The 20,370-nt window shown below is 53.9% G+C and carries 24 protein-coding genes and 1 pseudogene; 12 read left to right on the top strand and 13 right to left on the bottom strand.

The window, feature by feature from the left end; translation table 11 throughout:
• Window positions 1-8: 8 nt before the first annotated feature.
• The 5 genes from MELB17_RS13140 to MELB17_RS13120 form a co-directional block, all read right to left on the bottom strand.
• Window positions 9-986 (bottom strand): TAXI family TRAP transporter solute-binding subunit, encoded by a 978-nt coding sequence (locus MELB17_RS13140; protein WP_007350748.1) that lies wholly within the window; start codon window positions 984-986, stop codon window positions 9-11.
• Between the two features lie 198 nt (window positions 987-1,184).
• Window positions 1,185-3,173 carry a hypothetical protein gene (locus MELB17_RS13135; RefSeq protein WP_007350747.1) on the bottom strand — a complete coding sequence of 663 codons (1,989 nt, stop codon included), beginning with the start codon at window positions 3,171-3,173 and terminating at the stop codon, window positions 1,185-1,187.
• 85 nt (window positions 3,174-3,258) lie between these two features.
• On the bottom strand, window positions 3,259-4,584 hold the full coding sequence (locus MELB17_RS13130) for a PQQ-dependent sugar dehydrogenase (RefSeq protein ID WP_036184762.1): 1,326 nt from the start codon (window positions 4,582-4,584) through the stop codon (window positions 3,259-3,261).
• Window positions 4,585-4,791: 207 nt separating this feature from the next.
• Entirely contained in the window at window positions 4,792-5,211 is a 420-nt protein-coding gene (locus MELB17_RS13125) for a hypothetical protein (protein WP_007350745.1), read from the bottom strand.
• Between the two features lie 191 nt (window positions 5,212-5,402).
• Entirely contained in the window at window positions 5,403-6,350 is a 948-nt protein-coding gene (locus MELB17_RS13120) for a sodium-dependent bicarbonate transport family permease (RefSeq protein WP_007350744.1), read from the bottom strand.
• A gap of 281 nt (window positions 6,351-6,631) precedes the next feature.
• On the opposite strand from MELB17_RS13120, the gene MELB17_RS13115 reads away from it, so the two are divergent.
• The 4 genes and pseudogenes from MELB17_RS13115 to MELB17_RS13105 all read left to right on the top strand — a co-directional run bounded on the left by MELB17_RS13115 (window position 6,632) and on the right by MELB17_RS13105 (window position 9,425).
• Window positions 6,632-7,069 (top strand): hypothetical protein, encoded by a 438-nt coding sequence (locus MELB17_RS13115; RefSeq protein WP_007350743.1) that lies wholly within the window; start codon window positions 6,632-6,634, stop codon window positions 7,067-7,069.
• A 116-nt stretch (window positions 7,070-7,185) separates the two neighbouring features.
• Window positions 7,186-7,287, top strand: a pseudogene (locus tag MELB17_RS26495) (PEP-CTERM sorting domain-containing protein); the annotation flags it as partial.
• A 614-nt stretch (window positions 7,288-7,901) separates the two neighbouring features.
• Complete coding sequence (locus MELB17_RS23270) at window positions 7,902-8,153, top strand: hypothetical protein (protein WP_007350741.1); 252 nt, start codon at window positions 7,902-7,904, stop codon at window positions 8,151-8,153.
• A gap of 33 nt (window positions 8,154-8,186) precedes the next feature.
• Entirely contained in the window at window positions 8,187-9,425 is a 1,239-nt protein-coding gene (locus MELB17_RS13105) for a cation:proton antiporter (protein WP_007350740.1), read from the top strand.
• Between the two features lie 48 nt (window positions 9,426-9,473).
• Here the strand turns inward: MELB17_RS13105 and MELB17_RS13100 are convergent, their stop codons facing one another.
• Both MELB17_RS13100 and MELB17_RS13095 read right to left on the bottom strand, forming a co-directional pair.
• On the bottom strand, window positions 9,474-9,674 hold the full coding sequence (locus tag MELB17_RS13100) for a hypothetical protein (RefSeq protein ID WP_007350739.1): 201 nt from the start codon (window positions 9,672-9,674) through the stop codon (window positions 9,474-9,476).
• Between the two features lie 76 nt (window positions 9,675-9,750).
• On the bottom strand, window positions 9,751-10,305 hold the full coding sequence (locus MELB17_RS13095; RefSeq protein ID WP_007350738.1) for a YgjV family protein: 555 nt from the start codon (window positions 10,303-10,305) through the stop codon (window positions 9,751-9,753).
• 230 nt (window positions 10,306-10,535) lie between these two features.
• Here MELB17_RS13095 and MELB17_RS13090 point away from each other — a divergent pair, with 230 nt between their 5' ends.
• Window positions 10,536-10,946: a hypothetical protein gene (locus MELB17_RS13090; RefSeq protein ID WP_007350737.1), complete on the top strand. Its 411-nt coding sequence runs from the start codon at window positions 10,536-10,538 to the stop codon at window positions 10,944-10,946.
• Window positions 10,947-10,980: 34 nt separating this feature from the next.
• On the opposite strand, the gene MELB17_RS13085 is transcribed toward MELB17_RS13090, so the two are convergent.
• The 4 genes from MELB17_RS13085 to MELB17_RS26170 form a co-directional block, all read right to left on the bottom strand.
• The gene (locus MELB17_RS13085; RefSeq protein ID WP_007350736.1) at window positions 10,981-11,511 is read right to left on the bottom strand and encodes a hypothetical protein; all 531 of its coding nucleotides are present in this window, start codon (window positions 11,509-11,511) and stop codon (window positions 10,981-10,983) included.
• A gap of 163 nt (window positions 11,512-11,674) precedes the next feature.
• Window positions 11,675-12,028: an SDR family oxidoreductase gene (locus MELB17_RS13080; protein ID WP_227498898.1), complete on the bottom strand. Its 354-nt coding sequence runs from the start codon at window positions 12,026-12,028 to the stop codon at window positions 11,675-11,677.
• A 142-nt stretch (window positions 12,029-12,170) separates the two neighbouring features.
• Window positions 12,171-12,626: a GatB/YqeY domain-containing protein gene (locus tag MELB17_RS13075; RefSeq protein WP_007350734.1), complete on the bottom strand. Its 456-nt coding sequence runs from the start codon at window positions 12,624-12,626 to the stop codon at window positions 12,171-12,173.
• A gap of 147 nt (window positions 12,627-12,773) precedes the next feature.
• Window positions 12,774-12,962, bottom strand: a complete 189-nt coding sequence (locus MELB17_RS26170) for a DUF1294 domain-containing protein (protein WP_264673233.1) — start codon at window positions 12,960-12,962, stop codon at window positions 12,774-12,776.
• 303 nt (window positions 12,963-13,265) lie between these two features.
• On the opposite strand from MELB17_RS26170, the gene MELB17_RS13065 reads away from it, so the two are divergent.
• Window positions 13,266-13,823: a cytochrome b gene (locus MELB17_RS13065; RefSeq protein ID WP_007350731.1), complete on the top strand. Its 558-nt coding sequence runs from the start codon at window positions 13,266-13,268 to the stop codon at window positions 13,821-13,823.
• Window positions 13,824-13,957: 134 nt separating this feature from the next.
• On the opposite strand, the gene MELB17_RS13060 is transcribed toward MELB17_RS13065, so the two are convergent.
• The gene (locus MELB17_RS13060) at window positions 13,958-14,821 is read right to left on the bottom strand and encodes a substrate-binding periplasmic protein (protein WP_227498897.1); all 864 of its coding nucleotides are present in this window, start codon (window positions 14,819-14,821) and stop codon (window positions 13,958-13,960) included.
• 360 nt (window positions 14,822-15,181) lie between these two features.
• Between MELB17_RS13060 and MELB17_RS13050 the strand changes: the two genes are divergently transcribed.
• On the top strand, window positions 15,182-15,739 hold the full coding sequence (locus tag MELB17_RS13050; protein WP_007350728.1) for a cytochrome b: 558 nt from the start codon (window positions 15,182-15,184) through the stop codon (window positions 15,737-15,739).
• A 59-nt stretch (window positions 15,740-15,798) separates the two neighbouring features.
• Here the strand turns inward: MELB17_RS13050 and MELB17_RS13045 are convergent, their stop codons facing one another.
• Window positions 15,799-16,062 (bottom strand): hypothetical protein, encoded by a 264-nt coding sequence (locus MELB17_RS13045; RefSeq protein WP_007350727.1) that lies wholly within the window; start codon window positions 16,060-16,062, stop codon window positions 15,799-15,801.
• 185 nt (window positions 16,063-16,247) lie between these two features.
• Between MELB17_RS13045 and MELB17_RS13040 the strand changes: the two genes are divergently transcribed.
• The 5 genes from MELB17_RS13040 to MELB17_RS13025 all read left to right on the top strand — a co-directional run bounded on the left by MELB17_RS13040 (window position 16,248) and on the right by MELB17_RS13025 (window position 20,058).
• Window positions 16,248-17,252: a DUF6635 family protein gene (locus MELB17_RS13040; protein ID WP_007350726.1), complete on the top strand. Its 1,005-nt coding sequence runs from the start codon at window positions 16,248-16,250 to the stop codon at window positions 17,250-17,252.
• 179 nt (window positions 17,253-17,431) lie between these two features.
• Window positions 17,432-17,560 (top strand): hypothetical protein, encoded by a 129-nt coding sequence (locus MELB17_RS26165; RefSeq protein WP_007350725.1) that lies wholly within the window; start codon window positions 17,432-17,434, stop codon window positions 17,558-17,560.
• 215 nt (window positions 17,561-17,775) lie between these two features.
• Window positions 17,776-18,078, top strand: a complete 303-nt coding sequence (locus MELB17_RS13035) for a 2OG-Fe(II) oxygenase (RefSeq protein ID WP_007350724.1) — start codon at window positions 17,776-17,778, stop codon at window positions 18,076-18,078.
• Between the two features lie 16 nt (window positions 18,079-18,094).
• Window positions 18,095-19,063 (top strand): ribonuclease Z, encoded by a 969-nt coding sequence (locus MELB17_RS13030; RefSeq protein WP_007350723.1) that lies wholly within the window; start codon window positions 18,095-18,097, stop codon window positions 19,061-19,063.
• Window positions 19,064-19,176: 113 nt separating this feature from the next.
• Entirely contained in the window at window positions 19,177-20,058 is an 882-nt protein-coding gene (locus MELB17_RS13025; RefSeq protein ID WP_198136487.1) for a crotonase/enoyl-CoA hydratase family protein, read from the top strand.
• Window positions 20,059-20,370 lie beyond the last annotated feature (312 nt).

Below are 20,370 nucleotides of genomic sequence, written 5' to 3'. Positions count from 1 at the left end.
AAGCAAAATCACTCAATCCAGCCTTGCTCGCGATAGTAGCGGGCAGCGCCATCATGCAGCGGTGCTGAAAGCCCTTGGGTAGCCATCTCTTGGGGAACCAGGTTCTCGAAGGCCGGGTGCAGCTGCTTGAAGCGATCGAAGTTGTCGAAAACCGCCTTGACCGTCTGGTAGATGACTTCCTCGTCGGCATCGACGGTGGTCACGAAGGTAGCCGCCACCCCGAAGGTCTCGACATCGTCCGGGTTACCCGTGTATAGGCCGCCGGGAATGACGGAAGCGCTGTAGTAAGGATACTCGCTGACGATGCCCTGGATGTCCTCGTCATTCAACGGAATCAGGCGGGCGTCGACGGTGGTGGTCGCCTCCTGGATGGAACCATTGGGGTGGCCGACCACATAGACCATGGCGTCGATATTGTTATCGGACAGGGCCGCAGCCTGTTCGGCGGCACCGAGCTGAGACGCCAGCGAGAAGGTGTCCTCGGTCCAGCCTTTGGCGTCCATTACTACTTGCATCGTATTGCGCTGGCCAGAGCCGGGGTTACCGATGTTGACGCGCTTGCCCACAAGGTCATCCAGGGTAGTAATGCCAGAATCAGCACGCGCCAGCAAAGTCAAAGGCTCACCATGAACCCGAAAAACGGCACGCAGGTCCGTATAGGCGTCGCCTTCGAAGCTTTTGGTGCCGTTGTAGGCCTGGTACTGAACATCGGACTGAGCGACACCCATGTCCAACTCGCCGGACTTGATGCCATTGATGTTGGCAACAGAACCACCAGTGGACGGTGCATTACACTTGATATTGGCATCTTCCAGACGATTAACCAGACGACAGATCGACTGACCGACGACATAGTACACGCCGGTCTGGCCGCCGGTGCCGATGGTGATGAACTGCTCTTGGTCTTGGGCCATCGCAGGTGATGCAAACATGGCAGCACTCAGCAGGGTGCCGGCAAATGCGGCAGAGAAAGCATGGCGTTTCATAAACACACCTCAATAATTGTCATTATGGTCGGTAAAAGTTGGCGAGATCTGCACTCGGCGGATTTACCGACGGCTCAACATCTCTTACTACTTTAGCGAAAAATTACACGGACGGAAAAAGCCTGCTTGATGAGGTCTGTTTCCCTTATTCCTCAGTTTAGCCGCGACTTACGTGAAGTAAAGCTTAATTTACAGACCCTAACGCCCCAAGGCCCAACTGTTTTGGGCCAGATGCATGGCCTGTTTTACGTCATCGGTTGGAATATCACCCGGCTCACCCTTTTCGAGCGGGTCGTAGTGAAACACGTACAATCGCGAGGCAAACTCGGCCACCGGCAACGAGGCTTCACCGTAGAGCTCGCCGTGGCCTTGGGTCGAGGTGACAATTCCCTGACCCCAGTTTTGCCCGCTGTCGTTATTGGGATTAAAGAAATAAACGCGCATAACCTCATCACTATCCAGCGCAAGCCGCTGGATAGTGATGGCGTGCCAGCCAAGAAAGCGTGTCGCGCTGTCGGTCACTGCGATACCGGCTGGCTGAGGATTAATAACCGGAATGTTGCCGTTGTAAAAAGGGTGATAGGCAGCATAAAAATCTCGAATAAACCCTTCAAAGTCCTTCAGGCCACCGGTGAATATGTCGACGGCTATGCGAAATCCGTGACCCACACGATCACCGTGGAATGCGGAGTTAACCCATTTGTGCGGATCTTCTCCACGCCCGGCGCTGCGACGACCCATTTCAAAGTAGATGCGGTCCAGGTGCGGCACAGTCAGCAGTGAAACGGCATCTACATCCACCGGAGGCTCGCTGGCCAGCCCGGCGCCCAGATCCCGCGAAGAAATGCTGTTGCCCTCAAAGCGCATCACCACTTCGTCGTCGCGTGCCGCCCAGGCAAGAATCCGAAGCAGTTCCGCCGGCATGTTGTAAGCCCACATAGACAAGGCGCGCGTCGACTGACAGGTAGGATAGTTCCCCTGCCCCACCCCTAGAGGGCACCCGAGCACATTGAGCACATCCGCAAGCAGAAAGCATTCCGGCGAACGGCTGCGCCCAAAGACCGCCACAATTTTCTCGGCTGCGGCCTCGCACAGCAACAGTCGTATTTGTCGCCACAGAGACGGCGCCACCGGAGGCGCATAGAGAATCCCCCGCTCGAGCATCATCGCCAGTCCGTAGGCACACTGGCTGGTCTCGGGAAACAAGGCCTCGTCAATCAGGGTGTGAATCAACGCCGGATAGCAGTGAAAGGCGTCGGCGCCCGTGTGGCTCAGGCCCAAAGCGGTGGGAATCAGGTCGTTCCAACGGCTACGCAGGTAACGTATAAACCCAGGCATATACGGTGAAACCAGGCCGGTACTGTGCATGGCCTTGGCAAAGGCGATGGCCTCTCGCAGCAAGGTGGCATCGTCCATCTGTGCCAGCCGCTCAGCATAAACATCGAAGCCGGGATCTTCGCGGCAGCCCTCGGTAGGGCTGAACACGGCATGGATCAATTGCAGCGCGTCATCGCCGACGTCGCCGCCGAGCGCATCCGGCTTTTGCAGGCAGACGGCGATCTGCGTCACCATCTGTTTAACACCATCCACCTGAACCGGCCGTTGCGCCAGAATTCGCCAGACTTCGGCCACTAAATGTTCCAGAAGATTCTCGTAACCCAAATGCCGGAGCAAAAAGTGATACAGACTCTGAACGGCGAAGCCGAGCCCATCCGGCCGCAGCCGGTCGCTCTCCTGAAGATCACTGACCACCAGATCCAAATTCATCGCCAGTACTTGGGCGAGAAAGTGATGGGCGTGTTCTGCCGAGATAGAAGGATGACTGTAATGGCCTTTAGCCACCGCTAAAAGGCGAATCTGGCTAAGAATTTCAATCAGGGTTACCACCGGTTCGCCATGGCGAATCGTGCGCACGGCCAGCGAGGGCACCAACGTCTGAGGATAATCCCAATCACTGCCACCAAAGCACCCGGCCGCCTCAATCGCCGGCACGCGCTGGTAGAGAGTTTCGAGGCCTTCGTCAGTAAACATCAAGGCCCGTGCCGCTTCGATGACCTCCAAAACGGGCGACACGCCCTCAGTCGCATTGATGTCGGCCAGGCGTTTGATGGCCGCGTCGAGTGACTTCGCTAGCTCATCTGACGCGCCGTTGTGCTGATTCACGGGGGTGTATGTGGCTCTACTCATACGTCGTGATCCTCCGGTCAATCCCGGAACATGTCAACCTGACCCGGTTTCCACACGCACATACCTTGGGCGGAAAAGCCGCCATTCACTGTGCCGCCGGCTCGGCGCGACTGACCCGCCAGATGATATTGCCCACGTCATCCGCCACTAAAAGCCCACCCTGCTTGTCGATAACAACGCCAACAGGACGCCCCTGGGCTTTATCGTCGGCATTGATGAACCCGGTGAGTATATCGACCGGCTGACCATCGGGCTCACCATCGGTGAAAGGAACAAAAATGACTTTATAACCGCTGCGGGGCTTGCGGTTCCAGGAGCCGTGTTGGCCCACAAACATGCCGTTGTTGAATTGCTCAGGTAACGTGTTGCCCTCGGCGGCCGTTAGCCCCAGTGAAGCGGTGTGCGGCCCGAGGGCGTAATCGGGCTTGATGGCCCGGGCCACTTTCCCCGGGTGTTGCGGCTTTACCCTCTCATCCACATTCTGGCCAAAATAGCTGAAGGGCCAACCGTAGAAACCACCCTCCGCCACCGATGTCATGTAGTCTGGTACCAGGTCACTGCCAAGCAGGTCACGCTCATTGACGGCAACCCAGAGCTCGCCGCTTTCCGGCTGCCAGGCCAACCCCACGGGATTGCGTAGGCCAGTGGCAAATTCGCGGTGCTGACCGGTTTCGGGGTCGATTTCCCAAATGGATGCGCGACCTTCCTCATTCTCAGGACCGTTTTCGCCGATATTACTGTTCGATCCCACACCGACGTAAAGCTTGCTGCCATCCGGGCTGGCAATCATGCTCTTGGTCCAGTGATGATTGATCTTGCCGGCTGGCAGATCGGTGACTTTGGAGCCTTCGGCAGTGATGCGTGTCTGGCCCGTCTTGTAGGGAAAGCGCATGACGGCGTCCGTGTTGGCAACGTAGAAGTCGTTCCCGATCAGAGCCATACCAAACGGGGAGTACAGGTCTTTCAGTAGCGTCGAGCGTTTGTCGGCTACGCCGTCACCATCACTGTCCCGCAGCAGGGTAATCCTGTCGGCGCTGGGAACAGTGGCACCGGCATCTTCCATGATCATTCTCGTGATCCAGCCACGAATACCCTGATGACTGTCCGGGTTCGGCTGGGCATTGGTTTCGGCAACCAGCACATCACCATTGGGTAGCACATAGAGCCAGCGGGGATGTTCCAGGTTGTCTGCGAAGGCGACCACCCGGGTTCCCGCGACGGCATCGGGTTTTCCGCTGGAAGGCCAGCCGGCGGCTTTGGCAATATTGACAATGGGAATCAGGGATTCGCTCGGACTGGGTAATGCCGGATCAGGGCCGGTTCCCTCGGCAATGGAGAACTGAGCTGTATTTCCGCAGGCAGTAAGCGTGAGTATCAGGCCGATGGGCAATAACAGGTGACGCTGTTTCATACTAATAAACTCCAAAACCAGAATAACCAAAGCGTAGGCCGATTTCGCTGTCACTGCGAGAGGCTTCCGACGTTTATTGACTGACTTGGTACCGAACTTTTCGTGCTCACCCAGGTTCTGGGTGTCTTCCTGCGCTTTGGATTTTTACCATTGCACCATAAAAAAAGGGAGGCGCGAAGGCCTCCCAAGGACACACAATTTTGTCTATCATGCAGAAGCAGTGGTGGCTGTCTTCTTGGCCGGGCTTTTCGTAGCAGTCGGCTTTCCGGTGTTGACTTTGTGCTTGGCAGACTGCGCTAAGCTGGTCACATCATCAGCGACGTCAGATACAACTTCAGCAACCGCATCGGTGCCTTCAGCTGCTTCTTTCTCAAGCTTTGACAGGATGTCGGCAGCGAAACTACCCATCCGCAAGTTCAGACTGCGGAGCTGGCTAAACAGCGTTTCACTGTAGCCGTAGTAGTGTTCGCGCAATGATTTAACGCTGTATTCGCGAGCGCCAGATTCCAGTTTCTCAGCGTACTCGAAAGGCTTGGCAGACAGCTTTTTCTGTTGCGCTTCTGCAGCATTAATACCTTTCTCGACAATTTCCTGAATCTGTTGCTGATATGTTTTGAGTTTACCCATTTTAAATCTCCTGATTGCTAATGATCGCTTTGATTAAAGAAGGGTTCACCAAGCGAATTTGTCGACTAAAGTTCGTCGAACTTCGAACTCAATACCGACAATACGGTGAAAAATTAGAGTGTTCATACTAGATCGCGAAAAATTGGAAAAGAAAAACAGTTTTATAATTCTGGATCGCGTTGAATCGGACGCTACGCCGTCAATAACTCCAGAAAGTGGCTGTACAGCCCGATACCAATCAATACGTTGAACGGGAAAGTCACACCAAGAGAAGCCAGCATCGCCAGCCCGATATCCGCTTCTGGAATGGCGTGCCTTATCGCTACCGGCGCGGCAATGTAAGAAGCGCTGGCGGTAAGAGCGCCCAAAATCACAACAGTTCCGGTCTCCAGACCCAGCCAGGAGCCGACTAAAAGCCCTGGCACGGACAGGATCGGGGGCATGCAAAGTGCGAAAGCAATCAAACGCCAATGACGAAGCTGAACCTTGCGCAGTGTTTCCGCCGCAACCAGACCCATTTCCAGCAAGAACAGCGAAAGCACCAGGGAAAAAGCACCCGTTAGTGGCGCCGTAACACCATCACCCTTGTCAGGCCCGTAAAGAATGCCGATAACCACGCCTCCCACCAGCAAAACCACGCTTCTGTTAGTGAGGGTTTCCTGCCACAGGGGTGTGCCTGTGCTGCTTGTTTGAGCCGCATCCTGGGTGTAGCGCCGATACAGCCACAGGCCGGTAAGAATCGCTGGCAACTCCAACAGCACCAAGTACAAAGTAACCTGCCCGTTAGTCGCCAACCCCCGGGACTCAACCCAGGCCAACGCCACTGCGAAAGTACCCGCGCTGACAGATCCATAATGGGCGCAGAAACTGGCGGCATCCGCTACATTCAAGCGCACAAGGTAGCGGAGCATCGGGAACAGCGCCAAAGGAATGGCAAAGCCCAACGCCATAATCGCCAGCACTTGCGTAATCAGACCCCAATGAAGATTGCCATGCAGGGCCATGCCCCCCTTGAGGCCTATGGTCAGCATCAGCAGAAGACTGAGAATATCGTAAACGGCCTTCGGGATCGTCAGGTCGGAGCGAAGGGCTCCCGCAATCACTCCAAGCAGGAAGAACATCACGATGATGTCGGGCATGAATCAAAAACTCCGGTAAATCGGCACAGGGAAAATAGAATAACTGATCGTTCCTATGCCACACCACCCGGCAAACGCGGCCGCGCCCCGTTTGGAAACGGAGGTGTTATAGACACCGAAAACGCTGTCACCGCCATTGCTGGCGGAATTTGTGTCAATAATTTTTACAGTCATTGGATTAACGAATTTGCAAGCTATTGGAAAATAACAGCAAGACATTATGGCGCCGTTATTGCATAGGTTATTTGCGGATCAGAATAATATTTTTAGGGGTTAAAACAATGAGTTATTTCAAACGAATCATTTCAATAGCATCTATTTTTGCAATCACGTCAGTTGCCCATGGCGCGGCTATCACGACGCAACTGGAAGATTATACCAACGGTGGCGGTTTTTTTGGTGAGGTAACGTTTGAGGACAACGGCACCAATACGGTCACGATTTCTGCGAACATCGCAGACCCAATCAACGTAGGCCTCACCAAAGGCGACGTTCTGGCGCTCTGGTTCGACTTTGCGAACATTGGTGCGCTTACAGGGTCGACAGCAACGTTCAGTAACGAAAACCCGACTGGCATAGTAAATGGCTATTCTTTCAGTGAGAACGCAGTCAATTCTCTGGGGGGTGGGCTGAACCTGAACGGGAGCGGCGAAAGTAATTGGGACTTTGCCGTACTACTGGAACCAATGGTAGCAAAGATGGTTTTATACAGACTCTAAGCTTTGACCTGACGATTGCCGGTCTGGACCAGACCCAGTTCTTGAACCAGAGAGTGGGCATGCGCGTGCAAAGTATTGTAGGCGGAGACTTCAGTGCGGGCTCATCAAAACTGGTTGGCACAGGCACATCGGTGACAGTCCCGGAACCTGGAACATTCGCCCTGTTGGGTCTGGGTCTACTTGGACTTGGAGTAAAGCGGCGTAAACATCAGATTTGAACCGGAGCAATTGATTCGCGTTCCAGGGAGAATGCCAAAGAGCGTCAGCTTAGCCGGCGCTCTTTGGCTTCATTGATAGGAGCAACCAGATAGCTACTTCCGCCCGAATCATTGCAATCTACGCATCCTCTGGCTTCAGGCCAGATTGACAGACCGAAACGTTCGGCCGTATTGCATTTCTAGCCTGTCCAAACTGCGTGTCGATAATCTTCACACTGTGATTTGGCTCACATAACCGAACTCAGCCTTAACGATTTTCATGCATCGAAATTTTTGACACCTTGGTTTAGTTCCGTAACCGGGTTGTTGCTGGAGCGAATCGTACCTTAGGCTGGGTTTTCTACGTGCCCGGCTTTTTTACTTTCTCGAAAGCCTCGGGATAACGCCGTTTCATTTTCGCCAGCCGGCATATGGTGATGAAGTTAACGGCCAGCATTAACCGCAGTCAGAAATTCCTCCTCAGCACTATTGCCTTACTCGGCTGTCTAGCAAAACGCCACGGTCGGCTATTTCGTGTTTGATGCTGTCGAGCAATTCCTCTTGGAAATGGTCTCGACGCCCGAACAATTCAAGCATATGCGCATGCGGATAGAAGGGACGGATTCTGGTTCATTATGAGTGTCGGGGTTATTCCGATTCCGTTTCAAATTGCCATGCTGGCATCCGGGGCCACCAGCTATTCCTTCTTTCTTTTTGTGCTCGCGTCTGTTTTGTCCCGGGCACTGAGATACTATGGCCTGGGAATGCTGATTCTCATTGCCGGCAATCACGCGCAAGCTATTTTCGAGCGTCACAAAGTGTCTGCTGCCATAGTGGTTAGAACAGTGGTGCTTGTGATCTGGGCCACGGTTTTATTGGGCGGGTGACAAAAAATCTGTCCTGGTTTTTTTGAGGAATACATGACACTTTTTGAAATCGTCGCCATCCTACTGAGCCTCTCCGCATTGTTCAGTTACATCAATGCTCGGTTTATCGGTTTACCAACGAGTATCGCCGTGATGGCGTTTTCGCTGGCCTTTTCGCTGGTTCTGGTCGGTATCAACCACCTGGGCGGGCAGGATCTGACCCGCTGGGCAGAGCAGCTGATTGCACAGGTTGATCTGGGTGAAACATTACTGAACGGCCTCTTGAGTTTTTTGTTGTTTGCCGGTGCCCTGCACGTAAATCTTGACGATCTGGCCGATCAGAAATGGCTGGTGGCGCTGTTAGCGACTCTGGGTGTTGTGGTCACCACGTTTTTAGTGGGATGTGCCATGTGGCTGGTGCTGGGCTGGCTCGCAATTCCGCTGCCGTTTATCTACTGCCTGCTCTTCGGCGCCGTGGTGGCGCCCACCGACCCTGTGGCGGTGTTGGCCATTCTTAAATCGGTGGACACACCGAAAGCCTTGTCCACCAAAATTGCGGGTGAATCCCTATTCAATGATGGCGTTGCGGTGGTCATGTTTATCGCCATTCTAGGCATTGCACAGGGTGACAGAGAGGCCTCGTTTCAGGGCATTGGCCTGCTGTTTCTGGAGGAAGTGGTGGGTGGATTGGTGTTGGGCTTTGTACTGGGGTGGGTGGGGTATCGCCTGCTGCGCCGACTCGACAATTACCAGGTCGAAATTCTGGTTACCATTGCTCTGGTGGCAGGCGGCTACGCGCTCGCCAGCCGGTTGCATATGTCCGGCCCGTTGGCGGTGGTGGTCGCGGGGCTGATGATCGGCAACCATGGTCGACGATACGCAATGTCGGAAAAAACCGAGCAGCAGCTGGATACGTTCTGGGAGTTGATCGATGAAGTTCTGAACGCGGTCCTGTTTTTGCTGATTGGTCTTGAAGTCCTGATCGTCACCTTTGAATTACCGGTACTGTTGGCCGGACTTGCAGCGATTCCGCTGGTGCTTCTGGCACGGCTGGTGGCGGTGGGTGTTCCTGTGATGGCGTTAAAACCGTTCCAGGAACATACCTCCAGCTCTATTCTGGCGTTAACCTGGGGCGGCCTGAAAGGCGGCATCTCCGTTGCATTGGCATTGGCGCTGCCCGCAGGGCCGGAGCGGGATCTGATTCTGCCGATGGCCTACGTGGTGGTGGTGTTTTCCATTCTATTTCAAGGTTTGACGGTGAAGCGCTTTTTAGGACGCGCGGTGGCTAAATGACCGGCCATCTGTGCTGACGTGACACTGTTGGTTTCTGACGGGCGATTGTCAGTTGATAGTGTGGTGAATCCTTAAATAAATCTGTTCCTGCGCATCCTCCGACTTCAGCCCATTTTTGCGCAACTGCGACATGACCATTTCGCCAATCTCTTGCGCTGCGGCCGCGTCCACGGGATCTATGTTCTGTTTTGCACGGTAAATCAGGAATGCAGTCACGACAACGATGGCTGTGACTATTAAGAATTTCATTGAGCACTCACCTCAGAAAATTCGCACTATTTTACGACATCAGCGAACGCCTTGGTGGCTCAGGCGCTTGGGTTTTCTATGTGCCGGGCTCTTTTGCTTTCTCGAAAGCCTTAGGATAACGCCGTTTCATTTTCGCCAGCCGGTATATGGTAATGAAGTTAACGACTAGCACCATCGCTTCCGCCAGCGTGCCGCCCACCGAACCGATGGCAATATTGTTTAGCATCCAGGCAACCGCAGCGGCGGCCAGCATTAGCCGCATCGGAATGCCCCTGAGCATGAACATGCCGAAGGTGCCAAAAATAGCTGCCGCAATAGCGAAAAAATCCACTGGGCTGCGCCAGGTCAGTAGTGCGGCCACAAGATTCACCCCCAATACCGCCAGCATCACCTGCCAGCTGCCCATATAGCGCCGCGCCAGCATAATGCGGCCGATTACCAGCAAGCTCAGGGTCGCCGCCGTCCAGCTACCAAACAGCGCAAACTGCAACGCAAAGGCCACATTCGCCGCAATCAACAGCACCATCAGCCGGTCATCGTGCTTGCTGGTAAAGCCGACAATGCAAAAGCCCAGCGCAATAAGGCTGACAATCTGGCCCGCCAGGGCGGTGTAACTCATCTCCTCGAACATCAACAAAGTCTACGGCACAGGCACTATCGAGAGAAGCCATCCAGATAGCCGGCACAGATTTATTTTCCGGAGCACAGACTCAGTCCCGATTTCCCGTATTGCTGCACCGGACACCCATACACAAGTGTCACGTCTTTCAGTCCACCACTGCCAGCATGACTACTTGTTTCAGGAAACATAATGACAGACAGAGCTGCACGCCCTCCCCAAGGACTGGCCCGCATTAAAAGATGGGCGATGGTTTACTGGATGACAGCGAGCGGGATGTGTTCCGAAGCGCGCTGACCAAAATGGCCGAATACAACATGCTCGATTTTTCCATTGAACGGGGCATGGAAGATATAATGAATCTGGCGGACCAGTGGCGTGAAGGCGACCGGGCGGAAGTCGAAGCCGCCGCGCTGGAGGCACTGCGACAGTTGCGAGGCAAGGAAAAGCTCGGGGAGTTGATCGCTAACACGACGGTGAGTGCTGGAGTCAGCAACCCTGCCTGGCAAGCTGGTGTGAAAAGTTCGCTGAATGTCAGCCATGGGGTACAGGCATCTTACGCGTCTGCCACGTCTGAACTGAAAGCCACTGGCAGTAATCGTGTTGATCAGATCACCAGGGAGATGGCGCAGACACACTTCAGGGCAGGTTAGCCGGAAAGCTAATCAAAAAATAAATCTATCCCGGTTAGTTCAGGCGCACCGGGACCATGATGTGCGCATAGTCTGTTCCTTTCCACATAACATAGGGCCCGCCGTTATGCGGATCGGTTGGCAGGGCGTCGAGGTCTTTCGGGTCGGAGACAATAACCATCAGGTGCGGGCCCTCCTTGATCCAGTCGTTGTCGTCGGTTTTGCCCTTGGCGTATGGATCGATGTTACTCGCCCCCTCGTCACCGCCCAGCATATAAGAAATACCGAGTCCGGGTGATGTGAAAGGCTGTTTGCTCATCCATGCCGCGGCCCACTTCTGCCAAGGGCCATCCAGGCACATGGGGGCCGTGCCTTGCAAGGTGGGTGGTGTGGGGAAGCAGACGTAATTGCTGCTTCCTTCCTGCAGCACGTTGTTATCCCAGTCCATAACAGTTACCTGATTGCGAAGCGAAACAGGCGCTGCACTCAGAGCATCCTTGAGAAGCTCACTGCTATCGTCTGCCACAACCTGGCTGGCAGGGATCATCAAAACCAGAGCGGTTAAAATACCTGTGGCTGTGTTCATGTGTATGGCCCTCGATTTTCATTGAAATCAGATACTGCTCGAAACAAGTATGAACGATTCTTCTGGGGCCATAGGACCAATTCGTTCTTAGGAACGCGAAAGAAAGTTCTAAGCCTTATGATGGGGGCAGCCAGCGAGGGAGATGCCCCCTACTCTTCGTAGATCATCTTGCGCAGGATGCTGGGGATGGTCGCTTGCGGTGAGGGGTGCGGGCTCCCCGGGTTCGGCGCAGGTGCGGTACCGCGTGTTTTGCCGTGAGGTAGGGACCGGTGAAGTTCACGTCCAGTCGTTTCGGCCACTCCACCAGCGCCAGCTCTTCCACCGCGCCCATCACGGGATCAGCCAGGCCGGCATTGTTCACCAACGCATCCAGCCGACCTCCCCAGTTTATCACCTGGCGCAACGCCGACTCGACGTCGCCTTCATCCGCCACATTACAGCGCACGAACAGCACATCCGCGGGGCCCCCAAACGCGGCAGTAACCTCATTCGCGCCAGTGCCATCGAGAGGTTCCACCACCGACATCCGGTGACTGTAGATCTGTTTCCCTTTCCGGCTGTCCACCCGGCGCTTCATTCAGTCAGTGTAGTTGGGCAAGTGTATGTTCTCCAGGGTAGCCGTATAACGGAAATAAATCTGTCCCGGTTTTTGCTGGCCATTAGCCCGCTAGCGCGGCCCGCACCTTCTTGCTCAGATGGCCCATATCGACCCGACCAAGTACCTGCGGGCGCAGCTCGCTCATCACCCGCCCCATGTCTTGCATTCCCTGAGCGTCGGTTGAGCTGATGGCCGCACGAACCAAGCCGTCGAGGTCATCCTCAGTCAGGGCGGCGGGCATGAATTCCTCAATAACCAGCATTTCTGCCCGCTCGATGTCGCCCAGCTCCTTGCGACCGGCATCGTCGTATTGACCGGCGGAATCGCGGCGCTGTTTGAGCATTTTGTCCAGCACCTTTAAAACGTCCTCGTTATTCACCTCGCGGCGCTCATCAATCTCGATCTGTTTGACGGCGGCCTGAACCAGTCGCAGAGTGCCCAGCCGAGTTTTTTCCCTATTCCGCATCGCGTTTTTTACCGCGTTGCTCAGTTGTTCCTTGAGTGATAATTCCGCCATTGTCGGGTTCCTGTTTCATAAGTTAAGAGGACTAGTTTCGCATTAAACGAAAAAGTAGGTGAGTTTGCCATCACCAAATAAGAGACTGCAAAGACTTCGACAAATCAAAGCCCAACGGCTGCCTAAAGCTCATGGCCTCTGGCGCAACTAACAGCCAACCCAGAGCGCCCACATTTGCCAAAACCACCAGCCAGAACACGAACTGATAGCTGCCCTTCCGCATTTTATGCCGGAAAACCTGCTGGGCCAGCCACAGCAACGTTCAAAAAGGTGCAGCGTATTTTCAGCGGTACGTTGTGCGCCCCGTTTCGCGGCCCGTTTATCAATCCAGTACATCACAAACACCAACAGGCTCATCACACCGTATGCTGCCAGGATGGAAACCGGCAGATAACCGCGATAGAACAAGCCAGCCAGGCTAGCGAACAACGCCATGACTCAGCAATTTGTGCCGATTGTAATGAGCTTCCCGGGCGAGTAAGGGGTTAGCTCATCCTCGCTTGGCCAATCACAAAGTCTTTGGGCGCCTGCCGGCTGAGCAGATAATATTAATTCCAATTTATTCGCGATGTTTTAAGCAGCGCAAGACCATTTTAATGACTAGAATTCGCTGACATCAATGGTTATCATGAGCGCCGCATGCAAGCACTGGATCGCTATGCCTATCCGCACCGGCTACTCCACTGGTCAGTGGCTGGCGTGGTGTTGCTCTCTTTAGCCAGCGGCTTAACGATAGGCTTTCTGGATTTTGACGGCGCCGTCGATCTGCTAGGCCAAACGCTGACGAACGTGCTCTTCGGCGGCCATAAAACGCTGGGTGTGTTGATACTACTGCTGATGATACTGCGTGTTATTACCCGCCTGGCTTTTGCAGTGCCAGACCATGCACCGCCCTTGGATACCTTCGAGAGAGTCGTCAGTAAAAGCGTCCAATACTTGCTCTATTTAGCGCTGATTGCCATGCCGTTACTTGGCTGGGCAGGCACAGCCGCCGGCGACTTCCCGGTTGAATTTTTCCTCTGGCAGTTGCCCGGGTTTATTGGCAAGGATGAACAGCTCTCTGAACTGCTCTTTCTGCTGCATCAATGGCTGAGCTGGATCATTTTAGCGTTGGTGGTGCTGCATGTGACGGGTGCAATGTTCCATTGGAAAATCAAGCGCGACAACGTTATGAAGCGTATGAGCCTGTTCGATTAGGAAATAAGATCGCGACACAAACCTTGCTCAAGAAACTCAGAATACTTTCTGCGCATTCGATGACAATGTTAGCCGAATGGCCGGGTGCTTTGTAACGGCAACAATGCTCCGGCCAGATTCGACCCGGAAACCGCTCAGAAAAAATTTGATGGGCAATACTCTCCGCTCAGGTCGAGCACTACTTCGGCGCCTAACCTGTACTTTTCCAGAATCTCGCAAAGCTGCCCGTCCTCTCGGATAGTCCTAATGCCGCGATCGAAGGCCTGGGCAATGGCGTTTGACCGGCCCGGGTCTTCCGGGGAAAGTGCCAGGTAACCGGCATGGCGTTCGTCGAGACAGCCGGCATTCACCAGGCCAACGCTGTTCTGGCTGGATTCGAACAGAAGCCGATCATCGAGAAGTGCATCAACGCGTCCCCTTCTGACAATCTCTCGGAGGCGGTTGGATACGTCATCTCCCCCGATCAGAATTACGCGCTCATCCTGATTGTTAGAAATATAAGCGTCCATATCTTCGCCATAGCTGTAGCCTGAAGTGGCCACGAATCGCATGTTCTCGATTGAATCCAGGCCGCTATAGCGGCGGGGTTCGTCCTCCGGAACGTAGAAACAATATTCGGTCAGCGACACCGCATATGAGGGAAAGATAAAACTGGGGGCCTCCCCCTTGAACGTCGGCATTATGGCGTCGATACGACCGCTTTTTGCCTCAACAAGTGCCCGGTCGTAGGGCAGGTTTTTATAAACGACTTTGTGCCCCTCAGACTCCAGCGCGGCACGGGCGATATCAACTGTGAATCCCGAGCGTAATCCAGCCGCATCACAGGCGTACGGGCACCAATAGGCCGGTGCGGCAATCGAGACAGTGAGCGATCCCTTCGCCTGAATTTCAGACCAGGCAGGCGAAACCGTCAGTGCTAAAAAAGCCCCTATCAGAGATTTAGCGGCAACTATCATCACTCTGCTACCTTTTCCGAGGAACACGCAATTGAAAGCCAAATACCTCTCCAGTCTTTCAGGGTGGCCCCTGAAAAAACAAGTTTTAATCAAAAAATGGCAGTGCTTGCCCATCAGGCAGTAGGCGGGGTGGACAAGACCTGATACCGGGCACGCGAACCACAAGCTCTTGGTTAAGGTCGACTAAGGGCATCTTTGGTCTAAATTCCGCCGTAACCAGAACCAGAAACAGATGTGCGAGAAACGTAATCCAGGGGCTCCGAGAATCTTGGCTGAGCGTTTTCATTCCAGCACTCCTGCTTTTCGAGCACACCGGCCAGAAATCGAAAAAATATGAAAATAGATCTGTCCCGGTTTCAGTGACTAAACTAAACTAAAATGAATGGCTATAAGGAGCGCCGCATGCAAGCACTGGATCGCTATGCCTACCCGCACCGGCTACTCCACTGGTCAGTGGCTGGCGTGGTGTTGCTCTCTTTAGCCAGCGGCTTAACGATAGGCTTTCTGGATTTTGACGGCGCCGTCGATCTGCTAGGCCAAACGCTGACGAACGTGCTCTTCGGCGGCCATAAAACGCTGGGTGTGTTGATACTACTGCTGATGATACTGCGTGTTATTACCCGCCTGGCTTTTGCAGTGCCAGACCATGCACCGCCCTTGGATACCTTCGAGAGAGTCGTCAGTAAAAGCGTCCAATACTTGCTCTATTTAGCGCTGATTGCCATGCCGTTACTTGGCTGGGCAGGCACAGCCGCCGGCGACTTCCCGGTTGAATTTTTCCTCTGGCAGTTGCCCGGGTTTATTGGCAAGGATGAACAGCTCTCTGAACTGCTCTTTTTGCTGCATGAATGGCTGGGCTGGATCATTTTAGCGTTGGTGGTGCTGCATGTGACGGGTGCAATGTTCCATTGGAAAATCAAGCGCGACAACGTTATGAAGCGTATGAGCCTGTTCGATTAACCGTGATAAACTGCCTTTTTCAGCTTAGTTATGTTCATCACAGCAGAGGGCTATGAGCGTCAAGCAGCATTTCTTGAACGAACGGTCTGGTATTCGTAGTTGTTTGCTCCAAAATTTTGCTCAGACCGAACTTGATCAATTGCTTCTCTTTGATTAACAGACGGGGCTAGCGCAGCCACACATAAGGTAAGTGGTTTGGCGAGTTCCTGACGTTTTTGATGACGCGCTTTAAGCTTTTGCACCCACACACTAAAACTTTTGCGCAGGTACTGGTTACGAAAATCACGGCTGTTGTTGACGGCGGTGAAAGGTGTGTAAGCCATTGTATTTCTCTTCGGAAAAGGTTGATTAATTTATGTACGATATTTTAGATTTAGTTAGTTTACTCAACAATAAGTCACAGTACTTATCAGCGGGTTTTTCGGGACTATAATTATTAATTTTTGTAAATCATTTCCAGACAGAAAAGGCGCACCCTCTCGTATCCGAAGCCTCCCAGATCTCGTCGATGCGGATCATTGCAAAAGCTCACGCAGAGGCGCTTGTTACTATGCCCATTGCCACATCGCCCGGGCAAAACGTCTCCGAAGCTGAGATAGAGCAAGCTATCCGCTCAGGCATCGAGCGCTACTTTGACGACTGCCGGGCGCGGGTACCGGCGTTTATTGACCGTCATTTCCATTATCCCGGTGCCATGGCGACCAACCAAATGGCGCTGGGATGGGACATGTTGCGGGCACCCATCAACCTACTGTGGGCGCCGGTGTACGCCTTGGTATGCCTGTTGAAAATTCTGGTTCCCAAACGAACAGGCCTGATGTGGCTGCACGGTTTGGCAAATCATGTACCCGCCGGTTTGACCACCCAGGTACAACAGCACATCTCGCACCTGATTCTGTTGGACCTGTTGAACAAGGGTCAGCAGAGCTCAATTCTGGAGGGATATCTTATTGAGGCACTGGAGGAGGTCTATGAGCGCCATACTTGCAAGCCGGTCGATCACCAGCGGTTTAGCACCCTGATTGAACCGCTGGTCGCGGACGCTCTCAGTCAGTACCGGATGACCCGGACGGCGTCTGCCGATATCACCAACAGTATTTTATGCACGGTGTTGGGCGCGTTCGCGTTCCAGAAGTTTACCCCAGGCGGCATTGGGCTCGGGGTGGTGCTCGCAACCATGCTCGCAACGACCCTTGCCGCCCAGGACTTTATCCTTGGTGAAACCCTCGGCAGTTGGTACTACAGCTGGTTTCCACCAGAGCCTTCGCTAGCGACGATGGCCAGCGTTATGATCGCTGTCATGGGCTCATTGGCGGCGTTTGCAGCCTTTTCCGGCGTTATATTCGATCCAGTTCAGGCGGCGGTCGGTTTGCATCGTCGGCGCCTGCACAAGCTACTGGATCACCTGCAGCGAGACGTTACAATCAGCACCCAAAGCAGCTTTCGCCCGAAAGACCAGTTTGTGGCGCGGATTCTGGACATGTTCGACATGATAAAATCGGGTTTACTGTAGTTACCGGAGTTTCTGCATCATGACCATGAAGGTGTGGACCCGTTGGACACCGAATTGGCGTTTTCAGATGATGACGCCAAATCCGATCGCGGAGGCATCTTTATAGTAAAATTTTACGTAACAAAACCCTCTCAACGTCTTCTCAGTAACTCTCTCCGTCACCCAAAGGGGAAAGTGACATGAACAGGCTCTTAGGGTTGATCGCCGCTATGCTGACCTTCACAACCAGCGCAATGGCTTTAGAATCACCAGTCTACACCGGCCTACTGAGCAACACCGCCGAATACCAAGGCGCTACCTTTACCTGAACTACAACCAGTTCGTGCAAGACCAGTGGCTAAAAAGTCCTGACGGGCTTATTCGTCAGGCGGATGTGAATTGGCCGAAGGTTCTGGAGTAGTAACCATTTCTAACTCAATGAAATTCTCCCTGTAGAGCCCCATTCTGAGAGCAGGCCTCTTTAAATTCTCGCGCTCCGCGCGCACAATTGTGGGGAATTTACTTCCAGGCGAACACGCACACGATGGCATTAAACATAAAAACCCGGATTCTCTTCTACTCCAAACGCTTGAGCATTTACCTGGTGCGTTACCCGGAGGGCCACAAGGTGGTTCCCCACGTGGACATGGTATCCGAAGGCCGGCTGTACAAGCTCAATTGCGTACTGGTTAAGCCCAAAGCCGGCGGTGAGTTCATCTGCGAAAAAAACGTATTCAATCTGTTTGGGAGAGTCATACTCTTCCGGCCGGACCTCTACCAACACCGGGTTTCGAAGATTGAGCGCGGCAACCGCTGGCTACTCAGTTTTGCGTTGACCCAAAACTGAGCGAAAACGAGGAACGATGGAATTCACCTTCCTGGGCACGTCTGCCGGAACACCGACACGTTCACGCAACGTAACCGCCCTGGCCCTGTCGCACTCTGGCCACAAACCCTGGTACCTGGTGGACTGTGGCGAAGGCACTCAGCACCAACTACTACGCGCTCACTACTCGGTGATGCAACTGCGGGCAATATTCATCACCCATATCCACGGTGACCACACCTTCGGCCTGCCGGGGCTGCTCACCAGTGCTTCAATGCTGGGCCGCACAGAACCTTTGGACATCGTCGCCCCGGTCCAAACTCAACGCTTCATCAACGCAACGCTCGAAAACAGCGACTCCAGTCTCGGCTATACCCTGAACTTCATCAATTCCGAAGCACCGGACTTCTGCTGGAAGGATCAAGACTTCGGGGTGACGAACGTGGCGTTGTCCCATCGAGTACCTTGCCGTGCCTACGTGTTCACTGAGCGAAACATTGAGCGACAACTGTTGCAGGACAAGCTGAACGAGGACGGCATCGAGCCCGGACCCAACTGGGGGGAATTGCAGAAAGGCAATGACGTGATGCAGGAGGATGGACGCCTGCTAAGGAGTGCCGATTACACACAAACGCCCCGCGTTGCCCGCCGCCTGATCGTCGCCGGCGACAATGACGACCCTACCCTGCTGACCGGCGCCTGCAAAGGCAGCCATGCGCTGATTCACGAAGCCACCTACACTCAGGACGTGGCCGATCGGGTTGGGCCCTGGCCACAGCACAGCTCCGCAGAACAGGTGGGCCGGTTTGCTCAACAGGCCCAACTGCCTAACCTGGTACTTACCCACTTCAGCTCACGCTACCAGTCCGCGCCGGGCGTCACACCCAACATCAACCAATTGGCAGCCGAAGCCATGCAACACTATCTGGGCCCGCTATTTATGGCCCGGGATTTCGACGCTTACCGGCTGGAGAAGGATTTGTCGCTGATATGTCTGAGCGCATAAGCGTGCAGGCAACCCCCTTAGCCCGCTCCGCTTTGACTTGCTCAAGCGTAGCATCAGACTAATATAGTGGCGTTGACGAATGCATGGCGCTACTGATGAACGGAACCAACGATATGAGCGCACGCCTCTCTCCAAAAGTAGATCAGCCAGAAGTAAAGCAGCCACAAGTAGAGCAACCGAAAGCACCGCCGCAAAAACAGGAACGGGTACTGATCGATATCGAGGACGGGATCGCCACGGTCACCTTGAATAGACCAGACAAATACAACGGTCTGGACATGCCCATGTTCGATGCCGTTACTAAAGCCGCCAAAGCACTAAAAAAAGACCGCAGCGTGCGCGTTATTATTCTATGTGGCGCAGGCGAAGCTTTCTGCTCCGGCCTGGACATAAAAACCGTTTCCCGAAACCCGGTGAACTTCCTCAAGCTACTTTTCAAGCCAGGGCGCAAGATCAGCAATCTCGCTCAGGATGTTGGATATCTCTGGCGCGACGTGCCTGCACCGGTGATTGCCGTTACCCACGGTTACTGCTTTGGCGGCGGCTTGCAGATTGCATTAGGGGCCGATTTCCGATTCTCTAGCGCCGACTGCGAGTTCTCGGTTATGGAGAGTAAGTGGGGACTCATTCCAGACATGAGCCTGGCGGTAACCCTGCGCGAACTGATCCCTATCGATCTTGCCAAAGAACTGACCATGACCGCGCGTCGCTTCAATGGCACCGAAGCAAAGGCGATGGGGCTGGTTACCCGAATCAGCGATGACCCGATGGCTGACGCTCTTACCTTTGCCCGAGAACTGGCGGAACGGTCTCCGGATGCTGTTGCAGCCAGCAAACTGCTGTTTAACCGCAGTTGGAACGCAACCGACAAGGTGGCACTGGACTGGGAAACGAAACTGCAGAAAAAGATTCTCGGCCGGGCCAACCAGCGCATTGCGGTAGCCCGGAATACGAGTTCTCCCGAGAAGCCTTGGCAGAATCGCCGGGAGTTATGATCGGGTATTAAGCGGCCAGTGCGGCTGCTCCCATAAAAAAGTTCGAAACAGCATTCACTGCGATAGCACCGATGCCAAACAGCAGAACCGGAAAAATCAGGCCAAGTATTCCACACCAGAGTCAGAAAGCTTCAGAAATTTAGCACTCGCAAGCCGGTTAAGCTCTTTCTGAATCGCCATTTCATGTTTTAACGTCCTTTGTTTTAACGCATTGTTCCACGGCGACGTCGGAAACACAGTTCAAGAAAATCCAACCAAAAAATAAATCTGTCCTGTTTTTGTGTCGCGACATGCGCTACTGCGATAACTGCT

This window comes from Marinobacter sp. ELB17, from assembly GCF_000169375.1.
GTDB lineage: Bacteria > Pseudomonadota > Gammaproteobacteria > Pseudomonadales > Oleiphilaceae > Marinobacter.
Note: the sequence above shows the minus strand (reverse complement) of the source record. Positions and strands in the feature narration are given on the sequence as shown.